General features: G+C 57.2%; 18 protein-coding genes. 13 read left to right on the top strand and 5 right to left on the bottom strand.

Annotated elements, in window-relative coordinates; translation table 11 throughout:
- On the top strand, positions 1 to 749 hold a 749-nt coding region (locus JWR17_RS06790), incomplete at its 5' end, for an exodeoxyribonuclease III (protein ID WP_299829592.1).
- A gap of 143 nt (positions 750 to 892) precedes the next feature.
- On the opposite strand, the gene rph is transcribed toward JWR17_RS06790, so the two are convergent.
- Positions 893 to 1615, bottom strand: a complete 723-nt coding sequence (gene rph, locus JWR17_RS06785; RefSeq protein WP_299829590.1) for a ribonuclease PH — start codon at positions 1613 to 1615, stop codon at positions 893 to 895.
- A 271-nt stretch (positions 1616 to 1886) separates the two neighbouring features.
- Between rph and JWR17_RS06780 the strand changes: the two genes are divergently transcribed.
- From JWR17_RS06780 to JWR17_RS06755, 6 genes are all read left to right on the top strand, one after another.
- Entirely contained in the window at positions 1887 to 2750 is an 864-nt protein-coding gene (locus JWR17_RS06780; RefSeq protein ID WP_299829589.1) for a YicC/YloC family endoribonuclease, read from the top strand.
- Positions 2751 to 2760: 10 nt separating this feature from the next.
- Entirely contained in the window at positions 2761 to 3381 is a 621-nt protein-coding gene (gmk, locus tag JWR17_RS06775) for a guanylate kinase (protein ID WP_299829587.1), read from the top strand.
- 183 nt (positions 3382 to 3564) lie between these two features.
- Positions 3565 to 3828, top strand: a complete 264-nt coding sequence (gene rpoZ / locus JWR17_RS06770; protein WP_297841085.1) for a DNA-directed RNA polymerase subunit omega — start codon at positions 3565 to 3567, stop codon at positions 3826 to 3828.
- A gap of 60 nt (positions 3829 to 3888) precedes the next feature.
- The gene (gene spoT / locus JWR17_RS06765) at positions 3889 to 5997 is read left to right on the top strand and encodes a bifunctional GTP diphosphokinase/guanosine-3',5'-bis pyrophosphate 3'-pyrophosphohydrolase (RefSeq protein ID WP_299829586.1); all 2109 of its coding nucleotides are present in this window, start codon (positions 3889 to 3891) and stop codon (positions 5995 to 5997) included.
- Between the two features lie 24 nt (positions 5998 to 6021).
- On the top strand, positions 6022 to 6402 hold the full coding sequence (locus JWR17_RS06760) for a RidA family protein (protein WP_299829584.1): 381 nt from the start codon (positions 6022 to 6024) through the stop codon (positions 6400 to 6402).
- A 57-nt stretch (positions 6403 to 6459) separates the two neighbouring features.
- A complete protein-coding gene (locus JWR17_RS06755; protein ID WP_299829582.1) occupies positions 6460 to 7197 on the top strand; it encodes a hypothetical protein in 738 nt (245 codons plus the stop codon).
- A gap of 87 nt (positions 7198 to 7284) precedes the next feature.
- On the opposite strand, the gene JWR17_RS06750 is transcribed toward JWR17_RS06755, so the two are convergent.
- The gene (locus JWR17_RS06750) at positions 7285 to 8151 is read right to left on the bottom strand and encodes an NAD-dependent epimerase/dehydratase family protein (protein ID WP_299829580.1); all 867 of its coding nucleotides are present in this window, start codon (positions 8149 to 8151) and stop codon (positions 7285 to 7287) included.
- Positions 8152 to 8373: 222 nt separating this feature from the next.
- Between JWR17_RS06750 and exbB the strand changes: the two genes are divergently transcribed.
- The 6 genes from exbB to JWR17_RS06720 all read left to right on the top strand — a co-directional run bounded on the left by exbB (position 8374) and on the right by JWR17_RS06720 (position 15093).
- Positions 8374 to 9345: a tonB-system energizer ExbB gene (exbB, locus tag JWR17_RS06745; protein WP_299829578.1), complete on the top strand. Its 972-nt coding sequence runs from the start codon at positions 8374 to 8376 to the stop codon at positions 9343 to 9345.
- Between the two features lie 3 nt (positions 9346 to 9348).
- Positions 9349 to 9777: a TonB system transport protein ExbD gene (gene exbD, locus JWR17_RS06740; protein ID WP_299829575.1), complete on the top strand. Its 429-nt coding sequence runs from the start codon at positions 9349 to 9351 to the stop codon at positions 9775 to 9777.
- Positions 9774 to 10532, top strand: a complete 759-nt coding sequence (locus JWR17_RS06735; RefSeq protein ID WP_299829573.1) for an energy transducer TonB — start codon at positions 9774 to 9776, stop codon at positions 10530 to 10532. The genes exbD and JWR17_RS06735 overlap by 4 nt, the downstream gene beginning before the upstream one ends.
- Positions 10533 to 10611: 79 nt before the next feature.
- Complete coding sequence (locus JWR17_RS06730; protein WP_299829571.1) at positions 10612 to 11535, top strand: hydrogen peroxide-inducible genes activator; 924 nt, start codon at positions 10612 to 10614, stop codon at positions 11533 to 11535.
- 8 nt (positions 11536 to 11543) lie between these two features.
- Positions 11544 to 13619 carry an ATP-dependent DNA helicase RecG gene (gene recG, locus JWR17_RS06725; RefSeq protein ID WP_299829569.1) on the top strand — a complete coding sequence of 692 codons (2076 nt, stop codon included), beginning with the start codon at positions 11544 to 11546 and terminating at the stop codon, positions 13617 to 13619.
- Positions 13620 to 13695: 76 nt separating this feature from the next.
- Positions 13696 to 15093 carry an aminoacyl-tRNA deacylase and HDOD domain-containing protein gene (locus JWR17_RS06720; RefSeq protein ID WP_299829567.1) on the top strand — a complete coding sequence of 466 codons (1398 nt, stop codon included), beginning with the start codon at positions 13696 to 13698 and terminating at the stop codon, positions 15091 to 15093.
- Positions 15094 to 15288: 195 nt separating this feature from the next.
- Here the strand turns inward: JWR17_RS06720 and JWR17_RS06715 are convergent, their stop codons facing one another.
- From JWR17_RS06715 to JWR17_RS06705, 3 genes are all read right to left on the bottom strand, one after another.
- Positions 15289 to 15672 (bottom strand): helicase, encoded by a 384-nt coding sequence (locus JWR17_RS06715; protein WP_299829565.1) that lies wholly within the window; start codon positions 15670 to 15672, stop codon positions 15289 to 15291.
- A gap of 133 nt (positions 15673 to 15805) precedes the next feature.
- Positions 15806 to 16081 carry an HU family DNA-binding protein gene (locus tag JWR17_RS06710; RefSeq protein WP_003213368.1) on the bottom strand — a complete coding sequence of 92 codons (276 nt, stop codon included), beginning with the start codon at positions 16079 to 16081 and terminating at the stop codon, positions 15806 to 15808.
- A 189-nt stretch (positions 16082 to 16270) separates the two neighbouring features.
- Positions 16271 to 17160, bottom strand: an 890-nt coding sequence (locus JWR17_RS06705) for an FAD-dependent oxidoreductase (protein ID WP_299829562.1), incomplete at its 5' end; no start/stop codon positions are given.

Here is a 17160-nt window from a genome sequence, read left to right as displayed (position 1 = left end):
TTCAGGCCGCAGTCGAGCGTGGTTTGCTCAGTTGGCTGCAAGCTCAGAATGCCGACGTCATCTGCCTACAGGACACCCGCGCCTCCGCCTTTGAACTGGACGACCCAGCCTTCCAACTGGATGGCTATTTCCTTTATGCCTGCGAAGCTGAAGTTCCTGCCCAAGGTGGGGTGGCGCTTTACTCGCGGTTGCAGCCGAAAGCGGTAATCAGCGGTCTCGGCTTCGAAACAGCCGACCGTTACGGGCGTTACCTGCAAGCAGATTTCGACAAAGTCAGTATTGCTACCTTGCTGCTTCCTTCGGGGATGAATGGCGACGAAGACTTGAATCAAAAATTCAAGCTCATGGACGATTTCGCCCGGTATCTGGATAAACAACGGCGCAAACGCCGTGAGTACATTTACTGCGGCTCGTTGTACGTTGCGCAACAGAAACTTGATATCAAGAACTGGCGCGACAGCCAGCAATCTCCAGGCTTCCTGGCGCCAGAGCGCGCCTGGATGGACGAGATTGTCGGCACCATGGGTTATGTCGATGCGTTGCGTGAAGTCAGTCGTGAAGGCGACCAGTACAGCTGGTGGCCGGATAACGAACAGGCTGAAATGCTCAACCTCGGTTGGCGTTTCGATTACCAATTGCTGACCCCAGGCCTGCGCCGCTTTGTACGCAGTGCGCGCTTGCCTCGTCAGCCACGCTTCTCGCAGCATGCTCCGTTGATTGTGGATTACGACTGGACGTTGACCATCTAACGTTCCGCCGCCCACAAAAAAAGCCGACCTCGCGTCGGCTTTTTTGTGGTCAAAATCTTCTGTAGGAGCCAACTTGTTGGCGAGGCGGCGTCGGCGTGTCAGGTAAAACCCGTCGCCAACCAGTTGGCTCCTACAGTTGTGCGTCAGTCAGCCAGCGCCGCGCGCTGCAATTCGAACAGCTCGGTCATGCCTTTGTTGGCCAATGCGAGCATTGCGTTCAGCTCTTCAGGCTGAAACGGTGCGCCTTCAGCAGTACCCTGGACTTCGATGAAACCGCCGGTGCTGGTCATGACGACGTTAAGATCAGTCTCAGCTGCGGAGTCTTCCAGGTAATCAAGGTCAAGTACCGGCTCGCCCTGGTACATACCCACCGACACTGCTGCGATCATCTGCTTGAGCGGGTCGCCGCCTTTGAGGCCGCCACGTTTTTTGATGACTTTCAACGCATCGACCAATGCAACCATGGCGCCAGTAATGGACGCAGTGCGGGTGCCGCCGTCAGCCTGAATGACATCGCAATCGACATACAGCGTGACATCGCCAAGCTTGGACATGTCCAGCGCAGCGCGCAGGGAACGACCAATCAAGCGTTGAATTTCCAGCGTACGCCCGCCTTGCTTGCCTCGGCTGGCTTCACGCTGATTACGCTCGCCAGTGGCGCGGGGCAGCATGCCGTACTCAGCCGTCAACCAACCTTGGCCCTGACCTTTAAGGAAACGCGGCACACCGTTTTCGACGCTGACCGTGCAGATCACTTTGGTGTCACCGAACTCGACCAGTACAGAGCCCTCGGCGTGCTTAGTGTAGTTGCGGGTGATACGGATCGAGCGGAGCTGATCGGCATCGCGGCCACTTGGACGTTTCATTTGGAATACCTGTACTGAGACGGAAAACTGCCGAGCATTATAGTGATCACAGCCCGGCGTGGGCACCTCTAATACACTACCGGTCCGATTCTCACCGTTTAGAGGCGAGAATCAGCGCTCGGCAGCACATTGTCACATCGCCAATTTGGGCGCATCCCCTGCACTGCGCTACAATCCCGCGCCTTTGAAGTCTGTCGGTTATTAATGACATTTACCGGCCAGTTCATCGCCCGCGACAGTCTTCTTTCGTCACAACCAAGAGGTATTTCCCATGGTGCACAGCATGACGGCCTTTGCCCGAGTTGAACGGGCCGGGATCCAGGGCACCCTGAGCTGGGAATTGCGCTCGGTCAATCATCGTTATCTTGAGCCACATCTGCGCTTACCCGAATCGTTTCGCGATCTGGAGAGCGCCGTCCGCGAAGCTCTGCGTCAGGGCTTGTCGCGAGGCAAGGTCGAATGCACCTTGCGCTTCACCGAAGAGACCGCAGGCAAGCCGCTGCAAGTAGATCGCGAGCGTGCCGCACAGTTGGTCGCCGCCGCTGAAATAGTTGCCAGCCTTATTCAACAACCGGCGCCACTTAACCCGCTCGAAGTCTTGGCCTGGCCTGGCGTCCTGGTGGCCGATGCCAGCGACCCCCAGGCGCTGAATAACGATGCACTGAAGCTGTTTAATGAAGCCCTGACCGAGCTAAAAGCCGGTCGCGGACGTGAAGGCGCCGACCTGGCGAAACTTCTCGACGAACGGTTGGCGTCCATCACCGAAGAGGTTGCGACCCTGCGTGTTCTAGTTCCGCAGATGCTTGCCACACAGCGGCAAAAAGTATTGGATCGCTTCGCCGACATGAAGGCCGAGCTCGATCCCCAACGCCTTGAGCAGGAAATGGTGCTGCTGGCGCAGAAGAGCGATGTCGCCGAAGAACTGGATCGTCTGGCCACCCATGTTTCCGAAGTACGTCGCGTCTTGAAGGCCGGTGGACAGGCAGGCCGGCGCCTGGATTTCCTGATGCAGGAACTCAATCGCGAAGCCAATACATTAGGCTCCAAAGCCTTCGACCCGCGCAGTACACAAGCGGCGGTCAACCTCAAGGTGTTGATCGAGCAGATGCGTGAACAAGTGCAGAATATTGAGTAAGGCACCCGACATGACCCACAGCACCGGCATCCTTTATATCGTCTCCGCGCCCTCCGGCGCAGGCAAGACCAGCCTGGTAAAAGCGCTGATTGACGCTCAGCCGCAGATACGCGTTTCGGTCTCGCACACCACGCGCGCCATGCGTCCCGGCGAAATTAACGACGTGAACTACCACTTCGTCGACCGCGCCGAATTCCTCCGCATGATCGAGCACGGCGACTTTCTTGAGCAGGCTGAAGTCTTCGGCAATCTGTATGGCACATCGCAGAGCCGCCTGCAGCAAACCCTCGATGAAGGCCACGATCTGATTCTTGAAATCGACTGGCAAGGCGCCGAACAGGTGCGCAGACTAATGCCCGACGCGCGCTCGATTTTTATTCTGCCGCCTACTCAGCAGGCCTTGCGCCAGCGCCTGACCAACCGCGGCCAGGACAGCGACGAGATTATTGAAGGGCGGATGCGTGAAGCCGTCAGTGAGATGAGTCATTACGTTGAGTACGATTTCATTGTGATCAACGACGACTTCGCCGCCGCCCTTGAAGACCTTAAAGCGATCTTTCGCGCGAACCAGCTCCGTCAAAAACCGCAACAGCAGCGCTTCAACAATTTGCTCGCGGAGCTGTTGGCTTAGGTTCGAAGCAGCAGGCTGCAAGCCCAGGTTAATCGTGTTTCAGGCGCTTTTACTTGCAGCTTGCAGCTTAAAACTTGCCGCTGATAAATTTCCCCTTCCCTAAACGCTGCTGTTTTTTTAAACTGTCGAGTCCGCTCGCCCATCCGGGCATCGCGCATACTGCATTTGCTACGAGGAATACCCATGGCCCGCGTGACCGTTGAAGACTGCCTAGACCACGTCGTAAATCGCTTTGAACTGGTCATGCTCTCTACCAAGCGTGCCCGTCAACTGGCCACCGGTGGTAAAGAACCCAAGCTGGCTTGGGAAAACGACAAGCCTACTGTTATGGCGCTGCGTGAAATCGCTGCTGGCCTGATGAGTTACGCTGTTATCGCTGAAGCCGAGATCGTTGAAGATGAGCCGTTGTTCGCGGCCTTCGAGGACGAGTCCAACGAGGCCGTCTAAGCCTATGCCTGGTCGACGTAGTACGGCGAAGGGTAAAAGCCCTCAGCAAGGAGTATTAACTTGCCGAGCATAGATGCCCTCGCCGATCGTCTGTCGACCTACCTCGGTAAAGACCAGGTCAACCTGGTCCGCCGAGCGTACTTCTACGCCGAACAAGCCCACGACGGCCAACGCCGCCGCAGTGGCGAAGCCTACGTTACGCACCCGTTAGCGGTCGCGAATATTCTTGCCGACATGCACATGGACCATCAAAGCCTGATGGCGGCCATGCTGCATGACGTGATCGAAGACACCGGTATTGCCAAAGAGGCGCTATGTGCGCAGTTCGGTGAAACCGTGGCCGAACTGGTCGACGGAGTCAGCAAGCTGACTCAGATGAACTTCGAAACCAAAGCCGAAGCTCAAGCCGAAAACTTCCAGAAAATGGCCATGGCCATGGCCCGCGACATCCGGGTGATTTTGGTCAAGCTGGCTGACCGGCTGCACAACATGCGCACCCTGGAAGTCCTGTCCGGGGAAAAGCGCCGGCGAATCGCCAAAGAAACCCTGGAAATCTATGCGCCCATTGCTAATCGCCTGGGCATGCACAGTATTCGTATCGAATTCGAAGACCTCGGTTTCAAAGCCATGTACCCCATGCGTTCGTCGCGCATCGGCCAGGCGGTAAAACGCGCTCGGGGCAATCGCAAAGAGCTGGTCAACAAGATCGAGGAATCCCTGAGCCATTGTCTGGCCGTGGACGGTATCGAAGGCGAGGTCAGTGGCCGACAGAAACATCTGTACGGCATCTACAAGAAAATGCGCGGCAAACGTCGGGCATTCAACGAAATCATGGACGTTTACGCGTTCCGCATAATCGTCGACAAGGTTGACACCTGCTACCGCGTGCTGGGTGCTGTGCATAATTTGTACAAACCATTGCCCGGTCGCTTCAAGGATTACATCGCAATCCCCAAGGCAAACGGCTATCAGTCGCTGCACACCACGCTCTTCGGCATGCATGGCGTTCCCATTGAAATCCAGATCCGCACCCGGGAAATGGAAGAGATGGCGAATAACGGGATTGCGGCGCATTGGCTGTATAAATCCAACGGCGACGAGCAGCCAAAAGGCACCCATGCCCGCGCACGTCAGTGGGTTAAAGGCGTGCTGGAAATGCAGCAGCGTGCTGGCAACTCGCTGGAGTTCATTGAAAGCGTGAAGATCGACCTGTTCCCGGACGAGGTCTACGTTTTCACGCCTAAAGGCCGGATCATGGAGCTGCCCAAGGGCTCAACGGCGGTGGATTTTGCTTACGCAGTGCACACCGATGTCGGCAATAGCTGCATTGCGTGTCGGATCAATCGTCGCCTGGCACCGCTCTCCGAGCCGTTGCAAAGTGGCTCGACGGTCGAAATCGTCAGCGCTCCCGGCGCCCGCCCAAACCCGGCCTGGCTCAATTTCGTTGTCACCGGCAAAGCCCGCACCCATATTCGTCACGCCCTGAAGCTGCAGCGTCGCTCTGAGTCCATCAGCCTGGGTGAACGCCTGCTGAACAAAGTGCTCAACGGTTTCGACAGTACCCTGGAGAAAATTCCCGAAGACCGCGTGCAACTGATCCTCGCCGAATACCGAGTGGAGGTCATCGAAGACCTGCTCGAAGACATCGGCTTGGGTAACCGCATGGCTTATGTGGTTGCGCGGCGCTTGCTGACCAGCGACGCCGAGCAATTGCCGAGTTCCGAAGGTCCGCTGGCTATTCGCGGTACCGAAGGTCTGGTCCTGAGTTACGCCAAGTGCTGCACGCCTATCCCTGGCGACCCGATTGTCGGTCATTTGTCTGCGGGCAAAGGCATGGTGGTGCACCTGGATAACTGCCGCAATATCAGCGAACTTCGGCATAACCCGGAAAAATGCATTCAACTGTCTTGGGCCAAGGACGTCACTGGCGAATTCAACGTTGAATTACGCGTCGAGCTGGAGCATCAGCGCGGTCTGATCGCATTGCTTGCCAGCAGCGTGAACGCCGCCGACGGTAATATCGAAAAAATCAGCATGGACGAACGCGATGGTCGCATTAGCGTGGTCCAACTGGTGGTCAGCGTGCACGACCGTGTGCACCTGGCCCGCGTGATCAGAAAACTGCGCGCCTTGACCGGGGTCATCCGCATCACCCGCATGCGCGCGTAGCCTACTATTTCTCAGGAGTTATTCATGACCAAGACCGTCATCACCAGTGATAAAGCACCTGCAGCCATCGGCACGTATTCTCAGGCGATCAAAGCTGGCAACACCGTCTACATGTCCGGGCAAATTCCACTGGACCCGAAAACCATGGAGTTGGTTGAAGGCTTCGAAGCTCAGGTGGTCCAGGTCTTCGAAAACCTCAAGGCCGTGGCTGAAGCAGCCGGCGGCTCGTTCAAAGACATCGTCAAACTGAATATCTTCCTGGTCGACCTGAGCCACTTCGCCAAGGTCAACGAGATCATGGGCACCTATTTCGACCAACCGTATCCGGCCCGCGCCGCGATTGGTGTTGCCGCGCTGCCAAAAGGCTCGCAGGTTGAAATGGACGCTATTCTCGTCATCGAATAATCCCTTGGGCGAAGCGCTGAGCGTTTCGCCCTCTCCCCCCGCAAAGGAAGGACCGCTATGCGCTTTGCGCTTGCTCTCTCGCTGCTCGCCGCACTGTTGAGCGGTTGTGCCAGCCACTCTGACCGCAACCCGGACGGTATCTGGATCAATCAGGTCGCTATCGATGCCGCGGTGAAAGGCGGCAATCTGCGCCAAGCGCTGCTTGCCAATGGTCCGAACCTGGAATGGCGTGTTGATTCGAGGACTGGCCAAGCCTCGTTTTCCAACGGCTTTGAGCAGAGCGAAGGCAAGATCACCAGCGCTGCCGACGGCAAATTCCACATTGATTTCTACGGTAACTTCTTTGAAGACCTGACCATCAAAGGCGACGACCTGATTCAAGCAGCCAGCGAATCGGGGCCGGAACAACGCTTCCAACAGCCGAAAGACCCTGCACCCACCGATGCACCACCGGGCAGCAGTTTTGAAAAAGCCCTGTATGGCGCCTACATGGGCGGCAAATGGAAAATCGTTGACGGCGTAGGCGCGGGCAGCATCGTGGAATTCCATCCCGATGGCAGCATCGACGGCTTGCCTGGAAATGACCGCTACGCGCTGTGTCTAGCGGGCGATTGCGCGGCCATGAGCGGTGAAAACGACAGCCTTTGGCTTGAGAAAAACAAGCAAGGCAACGCTTGGATTTTCTACCGCAAAGGCGATCAGCTGGAAATATTGCAAGCGGTTAATCAGGCTCAGTCTGACGAAATGCCAGACTTGCACCCCGGCGCACGCCAATGGTTGCTTCAGCGGAATTAACATCCGGATTACCCCTGTAGCGGCCAACTTGTTGGCGAGAGGCCTTGGCCGCGAGTCACATATAAAGCCTCGCCAACACGTTGGCGCCTACAGGGGTTTGATTCTGCTTTCCAGAATCGCCGCATACCCCTCTCGATAACTCGCATAACGCGGCACCCAGCCCAATGCACGGGCTCTGGCGTTGCTGCACTGTTTGCTCCCGGCACGACGTACGCTGGCGTCGGCGGACCACTCGGTGACACCCAGATATTCCCGCAGCCACGTTACGACCTCAGCCAAGGGGGCGGGCGCATCGTCGACACCAATGTAGCAATCGTCCAACAGCGCGCCACGAGCGTCCGCTCGTAGCAAGTACGCCAACAATCCTGCTGCGTCATCGACGTGAATGCGGTTGCCATACAAAGGTGGCTCGGTTGCCACGCGATAGCCTTGACGCACCTGGGTCAACAGCCATTCGCGGCCTGGCCCGTAAATGCCGGTCAGCCGCACCACGCTGGCGGGAATACCGCTTTTCAGCGCCAACTGCTCAGCCTCAAGCATCAGCCGTCCGGAATAACCCAATGCCTGGGTTGGCGACAGCTCGTCGACCCGTTCTCCCTGCTGCTGTCCATAAACACTGCTGCTGGACACAAACAGCAACCGTTTAGGTTGTTGCCCGTGCTGCTTGAGCCAACTCAAGACATGACTCAAACCGTCTATATAGGCCGCCCGATAGCCGGCTTCATCGTGGTCCGTAGCAGCTGCGCTATAGACCAGATAGTCGATGGGCGATGTTGGCCAATCTTTTGGGCAGCGTGGGTCGAACAGATCGCCCTCAACCCCAATAACCCCGGCCGGCAGCCGCGAAACGGATCGGCGCAGGCCATGAACGGTCCAATCATCGGCGAGCAATTGGCAGGCAAGACGACTGCCAACGTCTCCGCAACCAGCAATCAAAACAGAAGCAGCAGGCATCTTGGAACTCCACAATAAACGTGCGGCAAACCCACTGAAGAGGGCTTGAAAGGGTCACCAAATTAACAAACTGGATGCAATTGATAGGAAAAAAGATAACTGGTTACTTTTGTTAACAAGAATTATTTGCAATAATGCCTGCCCATTTGTTCTGCTCTCGCGGTCTTTTGACTCACCCAGATGCAGAACGCAACCCTCTTATTTCTTTCAGGTCCGGCCAGCATGACACGTATTCAACCCCCCGCTTCGCCAACCAAGCTTGCCAGCCTGCCACGCGCATGGCGTGGTATTGCTGTCCTGATGCTTAGCTTGCTAATCGCTCCAAGCGCTTTTGCTGATGAACCCGCGACTCCAGCAACTTCCGCTGCCCATACAACTGTTCCGGCAACCGCTGCTGTAGAACCAGCAACACCGGCATCAGCTCAACCGGCCGGGCTGTCGGTTGAACCCCTCGATGCAGCGTCGGCCGTTGCGGACAACAGCCTCGGCATGGCGAACGATTTATCGCCATGGGGCATGTACCAGCATGCTGACATTATCGTAAAACTGGTCCTGATCGGTTTGGCAATTGCTTCGGTTATCACTTGGACAATCTGGATTGCAAAAGGATTTGAACTGCTCGGGGCCAAACGTCGTCTGCGCAGTGAAATCGCCACACTGAAAAAAGCCCGCACCCTCAAAGAGGCCAGCGACGGCGCCAGCAACGAAGGCACGCTGGCGCATTTGCTGGTACACGACGCCCTCGAAGAAATGCGCCTTTCGAACAACAGCCGCGAGCGTGAAGGCATCAAAGAGCGGGTCAGTTTCCGTCTTGAACGCCTTGTAGCCGCCTGCGGCCGCAACATGAGCAACGGCACCGGCGTGTTGGCTACCATTGGTTCTACTGCGCCGTTCGTGGGGCTGTTCGGCACCGTGTGGGGCATCATGAATAGCTTCATCGGCATCGCCAGGACCCAAACCACCAACCTTGCAGTCGTTGCTCCCGGTATTGCCGAAGCGCTGCTCGCTACCGCCCTGGGGCTGGTCGCGGCAATTCCTGCGGTGGTGATCTACAACGTATTCGCGCGCTCCATCGCCGGTTACAAAGCTCAGGTTTCCGACGCCTCGGCACACGTGCTGCTACTGGTTAGCCGTGATCTCGACCACCTGCCGGCGGAACGTAGCCAGCCGGCGCACGTGGTGAGAGTGGGGTAAGCAATGGGCCTGCATCTGAACGAAAGTGGCGGCGACGATCTTGTCGAGAACCACGAAATCAACGTCACACCTTTCATCGACGTCATGTTGGTGCTGCTGATTATTTTCATGGTCGCAGCGCCTCTGGCGACGGTGGACATCAAGGTCGATCTGCCTGCCTCAACTTCCAAGCCTGCGCCTCGACCGGAAAAGCCTTTGTTCCTCAGCGTCAAAGCCGATCAAAGTCTTTACTTGGGTGAAGACAAAGTCAGCCGCGAACAGCTTGGGCAGGTGCTGGACGCCAAGACCCTGGGGAAAAAAGACACGACGATTTTCTTCCAGGCTGACAAGAGCGTGGATTATGGCGATTTGATGGACGTCATGAACGCGCTGCGAGGCGCGGGTTACTTGAAAGTCGGCCTTGTGGGCCTTGAGACGGTTGGTAAGAAATGATGACTCTGCGCCAAAAACTGACGCGCTACAGCGGCAGTCTGTTGTTGGTGCTCGTCGTTCACGCCGTCGCGATCATTGTCGCGTTGCGCTGGTCGTCGCCACAGGCAATTGAATTGCCGCCGGCGGCCATGATCGTCGAACTGGCTCCAGTGCCCGCGCCGCCAGCGCCGCCACCGCCTAAGGTCGTGCAGCCGCCTCAACCACCGGCCCCGGTTGAGGAGATGCAACTGCCGAAACTGGCCGAGGTTCCGAAAGCGGAGATCGTTGTTCCAAAACCGGTCATCAAGCCCAAGGTCAAACCGCAACCGCCAAATCCACCGAAAAAGCCGGAGCCGCCACAAGAGAAACCTGTTGAAGACAAACCGGTCGACACGCCTCCGGTCGCCTCCCAACCGGTCAAATCGAACCTGCCACCGACGCCACCGAGCCCGCCCTCGGACAGCAACGCCAAACGCACCTGGCAAAGTGATCTGCAGCAGCACTTGGGTAAATTCCAGCGCTACCCGGAAGACGCTCGTCGTCGCAACATCACCGGAACGACGAAGTTGAGCTTTGAAGTGGACCCCAACGGCAAAGTGGTTTCAGTCTCGATCGCACAGAGTTCTGGCAACGCTTCCCTGGACAGGGCTACGCTGGAAATGATTCGTCGGGCACAACCGCTGCCCAAACCGCCAAATGAAATTTTGCGAAACGGTTCGATTGAAGTCACTGCGCCCTTCAACTACACCCTGAAGGAGGGTAAATCGCGTTTTTGAACGACATGAGGTCAGTTGATAACGTGCGTCTATCGATTCCAGCCGCTATGCTGGGACCGCAACTTCATGGACGCACGATATGACCCTTACCGAATTGCGCTACATCGTTACCCTTGCCCAAGAACAACACTTTGGCCATGCGGCTGAACGTTGTCATGTCAGCCAACCGACCTTGTCGGTTGGCGTCAAAAAGCTTGAGGATGAACTCGGCGTGCTGATTTTCGAGCGCAGCAAGAGTGCTGTCCGTTTGACGCCAGTCGGCGAAGGCATTGTCGCTCAAGCGCAAAAGGTGCTTGAACAGGCTCAAGGCATTCGCGAACTCGCCCAGGCGGGCAAAAATCAGCTGACGGCACCGCTCAAGGTCGGAGCGATCTACACCGTTGGCCCTTATCTGTTCCCGCACCTGATTCCACAACTGCACCGGGTCGCCCCGCAAATGCCGTTGTACATCGAAGAAAACTTCACCCACATACTGCGCGACAAGCTGCGTAACGGTGAGCTGGATGCGATCATTATTGCGCTTCCGTTCAACGAAGCAGACGTCTTGACCCTGCCGCTGTACGACGAGCCGTTCTACGTATTGATGCCCGCTAACCATCCATGGACCAAGAAAGACACCATTGATGCAGCGGCGCTGAACGACAAAAGCTTGCTGCTATTGGGCGAAGGCCACTGCTTCCGCGATCAGGTACTCGAAGCGTGCCCGACGCTGGTCAAAGGCAGCGAAGGCGCAAGGCACACGACGGTCGAATCCAGCTCGCTGGAAACCATTCGCCACATGGTCGCCTCAGGCCTCGGGATTTCGATCCTGCCGATGTCGGCGGTCGACAGCCACCACTACGCCCCAGGCATCATCGAAGTTCGTCCGTTGACGCCTCCAGTACCGTTCCGCACCGTCGCCATTGCCTGGCGTGCCAGCTTTCCGCGGCCTAAAGCCATCGAGATCCTCGCTGACTCCGTACGCCTGTGCTCGGTAGCTCGCCCGAAAGTTGAAGCGAGCTAAGCCATACCATGAGCGAGCTGTCCAAAGTCTCTGTCACAGCGCTAAAGGGCGTCGGCGAGGCCATGGCTGAAAAGCTGAGCAAAGTGGGCCTGGAAAACCTCCAGGACGTCCTGTTTCACTTGCCCCTGCGTTATCAAGACCGGACCCGCATCGTACCCATCGGTGAGTTGCGTCCGGGACAGGATGCAGTGATCGAAGGCGTTGTCAGCGGGGCTGATGTAGTAATGGGCAAGCGTCGAAGTCTGTTGGTGCGGCTTGGCGACGGAACCGGTGTACTCAGCTTGCGTTTTTATCATTTCAGCAACGCACAAAAAGACGGGATGAAACGCGGAACGCACCTGCGCTGCTTCGGCGAGGCTCGGCCTGGGGCGTCGGGGCTGGAAATCTACCATCCGGAGTACCGAGCGCTGACCGGCAATGATCAACTCCCGGTGGAACAGACGCTCACACCCATCTACCCAACCACTGAAGGCCTGACCCAGCAGCGGCTGCGCCAGTTGTGCCAGCAAAGCCTGGCATTGCTCGGCCCTAAAAGCCTGCCGGACTGGCTTCCCGAAGAGCTGGCAAGGGATTACAAATTGGCGCCGCTGGACGAGGCCATTCGTTACCTGCACCACCCACCAGCCGATGCCGACCTCGAAGAACTCGCCATTGGCCACCATTGGGCGCAACACCGCTTGGCGTTCGAAGAATTACTGACGCACCAACTGTCCCAGCAGCGCTTGCGTGAAAGCCTTCGCTCGCAACGGGCACCGGTATTGCCCGTCGCCAAAAAGCTTCCAGGACTGTTCCTCGCCAACCTCGGTTTCACTCCGACCGGGGCACAACAACGGGTCGGTAAAGAAGTCGCCTATGACCTCAGTCAGCCAGAGCCGATGCTGCGCTTGATCCAGGGCGATGTCGGTGCCGGCAAGACCGTTGTCGCGGCGTTAGCGGCCTTGCAGGCGCTTGAAGCGGGTTACCAGGTGGCGCTGATGGCGCCCACTGAAATCCTTGCCGAACAGCACTACGTCAATTTCAAACGCTGGCTAGCGCCATTGGGCATTGAAGTCGCATGGCTGGCGGGTAAGCTCAAAGGCAAGGCCCGGGTTTCGGCGCTAGAACAAATTGCTACCGGCACACCCATGGTGGTGGGCACTCACGCGTTGTTTCAGGATGAAGTGCAGTTCAAGAATCTGGCATTGGTCGTCATTGATGAACAGCATCGCTTCGGCGTGCAGCAACGCCTTGCCCTGCGCAAGAAGGGTGTCGGCGGGCTAATGTGTCCGCATCAACTGATCATGACCGCCACTCCGATTCCGCGCACCTTGGCCATGAGCGCCTACGCAGACCTGGACACATCAATCCTCGACGAGCTTCCACCGGGCCGCACCCCGGTCAATACGGTGCTGGTGATCGACAGCCGCCGTGTCGAGGTGGTCGAACGAGTGCGCGCTGCATGCGCGGAGGGCCGCCAAGCCTATTGGGTCTGCACGCTGATCGAAGAGTCCGAAGAATTGACCTGCCAAGCCGCCGAAACGTCTTTCCAGGAGCTGACCAGCGCCTTGGGCGAGTTACGCGTAGGCCTGATTCACGGACGGATGAAGCCTGCCGAGAAAGCAGCGGTAATGGCCGAGTTCAAACAAGGCGCGCTGCAACTGTTAGTGGCGACCACGGTGATCGAAGTGGGGGTTGATGTACCCAACGCCAGTCTCATGATCATTGAAAACCCCGAGCGGCTGGGCCTGGCGCAACTTCACCAATTGCGCGGGCGTGTTGGTCGGGGGACGGCTGCAAGCCATTGCGTACTGCTTTATCATCCGCCACTGTCGCAGATAGGCCGCCAGCGCCTTGGCATCATGCGCGAGACGAATGATGGTTTCATCATTGCCGAAAAAGATTTAGAACTGCGCGGCCCAGGCGAGATGCTTGGCACCCGGCAGACTGGCTTGCTGCAATTCAAAGTTGCCGATTTGATGCGGGATGCGGATCTCCTGCCCGCTGTCCGTGACGCAGCCCAGGCGCTGCTGGAACGCTGGCCGAATCATGTAAGCCCCTTGCTGGACCGCTGGCTGCGTCACGGCCAGCAATATGGACAAGTTTAAGAGTGTCAGCCAATAACAATGCAGAAATAACCAAGCTGGTTATACTCCCTCGATTGTACGAACTTGGATGCAGACCATGACAGAAGTTGCTTTCGTCGATGAAATCCCGCTAGCCCCCTCTGTCATTCGACTACTGTTGGGCAAACTAGCCATCAGTTACCGCGATGTCGCCGATGACGATAGCCTTCCTGCTTCCAGAAAACTTCAAGCGATATTGGTTGAAGATGCGGTTGGTGCGTTGTTGGTATTGGTTCCGCAGAACCACTTGCTCGACCTCAATCGCCTCGCCGAATTGACTGGCCGCAAATTGACCGCTGTGCCTGAAGAACGCCTTGAGCGCTTGCTCGGTCGATACAACCGGAGTTTGATGCCAGGCCTGCCTGCGTTGAATGGCACCCCATGTCTGTACGAAGAACGCCTGCTGCAAGAGTCCACTTTGCTGATCAACTGCGGGGAGCCTGGCGTGTTGCTGGAAATCTCCAGCGAAGACTTCAAAGGCATGGTGAGCAAGGCGAGCGCGGCTACGTTCGGTGAACCGTTGAGCTCCATCCGTCCGAACCTTGACCGCCCGGACGATGACCGCGAAGAAATCATTCAGGCCATGCATGCGTTTACGGCACGCCGTATCCAGCAACGGCTGGAGGCGACGCTGGAGATTCCTCCACTGGCGGAAACTGCACAAAAGATAATCAAATTGCGGGTCGATCCGAACGCGACGATTGATGACATTACCGGCGTGGTCGAAACCGATCCCGCTCTGGCCGCACAAGTGGTCAGCTGGGCGGCATCGCCCTATTACGCATCGCCCGGCAAAATCCGTTCAGTAGAAGACGCCATTGTCCGGGTGTTGGGTTTCGATCTGGTGATCAACCTGGCGCTGGGTCTGGCCCTGGGTAAAACCCTGAGCCTGCCCAAGGACCACCCGCAACACACAACCCCGTACTGGCAACAATCGATCTACACAGCGGCAGTGATCGAAGGCCTGACCCGCGCTATGCCCCGTGCCCAGCGCCCGGAAGCAGGCCTGACCTACCTGGCAGGTCTACTGCATAACTTCGGTTATCTGTTGCTGGCTCACGTTTTTCCGCCGCATTTCTCGCTGATCTGCCGCCATCTGGAAGTGAACCCGCACCTGTGCCATAGCTATGTCGAACAGCATTTGCTGGGCATAAGCCGCGAACAGATCGGTGCCTGGCTGATGCGCTACTGGGACATGCCAGAAGAGTTGTCCACCGCGCTGCGCTTCCAGCACGACCCATCGTATGCGGGTGAGCACAGCGAATACGCGAACCTGGTATGCCTGACTGTACGCTTGTTGCGTAAACACGGCATCGGCTCCGGGCCGCAAGAAAGCCTTCCGGACGAGTTGTTCGAACGCCTTGGTCTGACACGGGAAAAAGCCGAAGAAGCGGTGAAGAAGGTACTCGAAGCCGAAGTACTGCTGCGCGAACTGGCGTCGCAATTCAACCAGTAAACGGCCAAACCCAACCTGTAGCGGCCAACGTGTTGGCGAGGCGAACACCCAGTTGATTCATAGCAACGGGGTGCTGCTTTGGCGAACAGGTTCGCTCCCGCCGGAATGTGAACTGCGCCCCAGAGGTTGGATCTATGTCCAACTTCGGGGGCGCAGTTCACTCTATAGGAACTGCCGAAGGCTGCTGTAGGTGCGTTAAACCGTCTTTTCCTTTTTCTTCGGCTTCAAATACTTAGTCAACCCCTGGAACCAGATTGCCAATCCTGGGTTGCCTTTGATCAGGATGTCTTTGTCCTGGATGCCTTGCATGAACGCCAGCTGCTTGTTCTTCGCCTGCAGGGTGGCGAAGCCGAACGCGGCGTCTTTGAAAGAGATAGCAAAGGCTGGCTCAGCAACCACCCCGGGCTTGCTGACCAGGCGCTGCCCGCTGACGATGAAGTGCCGGGCTACCGTGCCATCGAACGTCTGTAGCTGAAAGGTCAGCTCTTTTCCCGCCAACTGACTCTGGAAGGCTGGATTGTTGCGGCTGGCTTTGGCCATTAAATAGCCAAGCATCCACAGAAGAAAACGAAATTTCATTGCGCAGCCTTATCTGGAAACCGCTGACATGGGAGCGGTAAGCACCGCAGTGTACGCAAAAAAATGGGCACCCGACCGTGTCGGTGTGCCCATTATTTGCTACTACCCGCCTCCCGCTGAGGCGTTTAGCAGATTAAGGATTAACGCTGTCTTTTAACGATTTTCCAGGTTTGAAGGCGACCGTGTTACTCGCCTTTATTTTAACGGGCTCACCGGTCTGTGGATTTTTGCCGGTGCGCGCACCACGGTGGCGCTGCAAAAAAGTGCCGAAACCTACCAGCGTGACGCTGTCTTTTCGGTGCAATGCGCCAGTGATTTCTTCAAGAACGGCGTTAAGGACGCGGTTCGCTTGCTCTTTGGTTAGATCTGCTTTTTCCGCAATAGCAGCTGCGAGTTCTGGTTTACGCATATAAAGCCTCTTTGACGGTTTTTTGTTGTTATGTCCGTGCCGTTCTTCCCGAACAGCGACCAAAGTGCCGCAACGGCTCTACGTTGCGGCAGACGGGAATGAGGATGGCATGCCGGTGTTACCTGCGCCAGCCTGTGCGCGACGTTTATCACGATAAAAACGGGGCTTATCCGACAGAACGACGGTTATTTATGCCAGCAACGGTGGTAGCACTTTATTGAGGGCCAGTTTTTCCAATACCGCAGTGCCCGTTAGTGCATAACCCAGCAACTTACCGCCGGAATCATGGCACAGCGCTTTAATATCAGCGCCCTGCCCCGCAACGGTCCAGACGCCTTCCATGCCCCGTGGCGGTGGCGAAACTACCAGTGGACACACCGGCGTCTTTACGGTGATCGGCATCGGGCCGTAACTGACCGGCGTCGGATTTCCCGAGAGGGTTTGCGCCAATGCCCGGGCGCAACTCATCAGCGGCATAACGTAAAGCAGATTCAAGCCATCGACCTGGGCGCAATCCCCCAGCGCATAGATATTGGCGTGGGATGTTTTCAAATGACGATCAACGGTGACTCCACGGTCAGTCTGCAAACCAGCGGCTGCCGCCAGATCCACACGTGGACGTAAACCAATGGCAGAGACCACAACGTCACACGGCAACACTTCACCGTCTGAAAGATGCGCTTCCAGCCCTTGCTCGGTACGTAGCAGGCGCGTCAGCACCGGCCCGAGGTGGAAGCGAGCCCCTAAACCTTCCAGGCCCGCCTGTACAGCAGCAGCGGCGGCCGGATGAAGCAAGGTCGGCATGACTTGCTCACATGGCGCTACCAGATCGACGTCGTAGCCGCCAAGGATCAGGTCATTGGCAAACTCACAACCAATCAGGCCAGCACCCAGTATCACCACGCGATGCTTGCCCGCCGCCGCCGCGCGGAAGCGTGCGTAATCTTCCAGGTCATTGATGGGAAATATCGCGTCGCTGGCGTCGCCTTCGACCGGAACCCGCACGGTTTCCGCTCCCCAGGCCAGAATCAGGTCGCGGTAATACACGGCCTCTTCACCAACCCACAAACGCTTGTGAC

Origin of the sequence: Pseudomonas sp. (assembly GCF_028293835.1) — a bacterium.
In the GTDB taxonomy this organism is placed as follows: domain Bacteria; phylum Pseudomonadota; class Gammaproteobacteria; order Pseudomonadales; family Pseudomonadaceae; genus Aquipseudomonas.
Note: the sequence above shows the minus strand (reverse complement) of the source record. Positions and strands in the feature narration are given on the sequence as shown.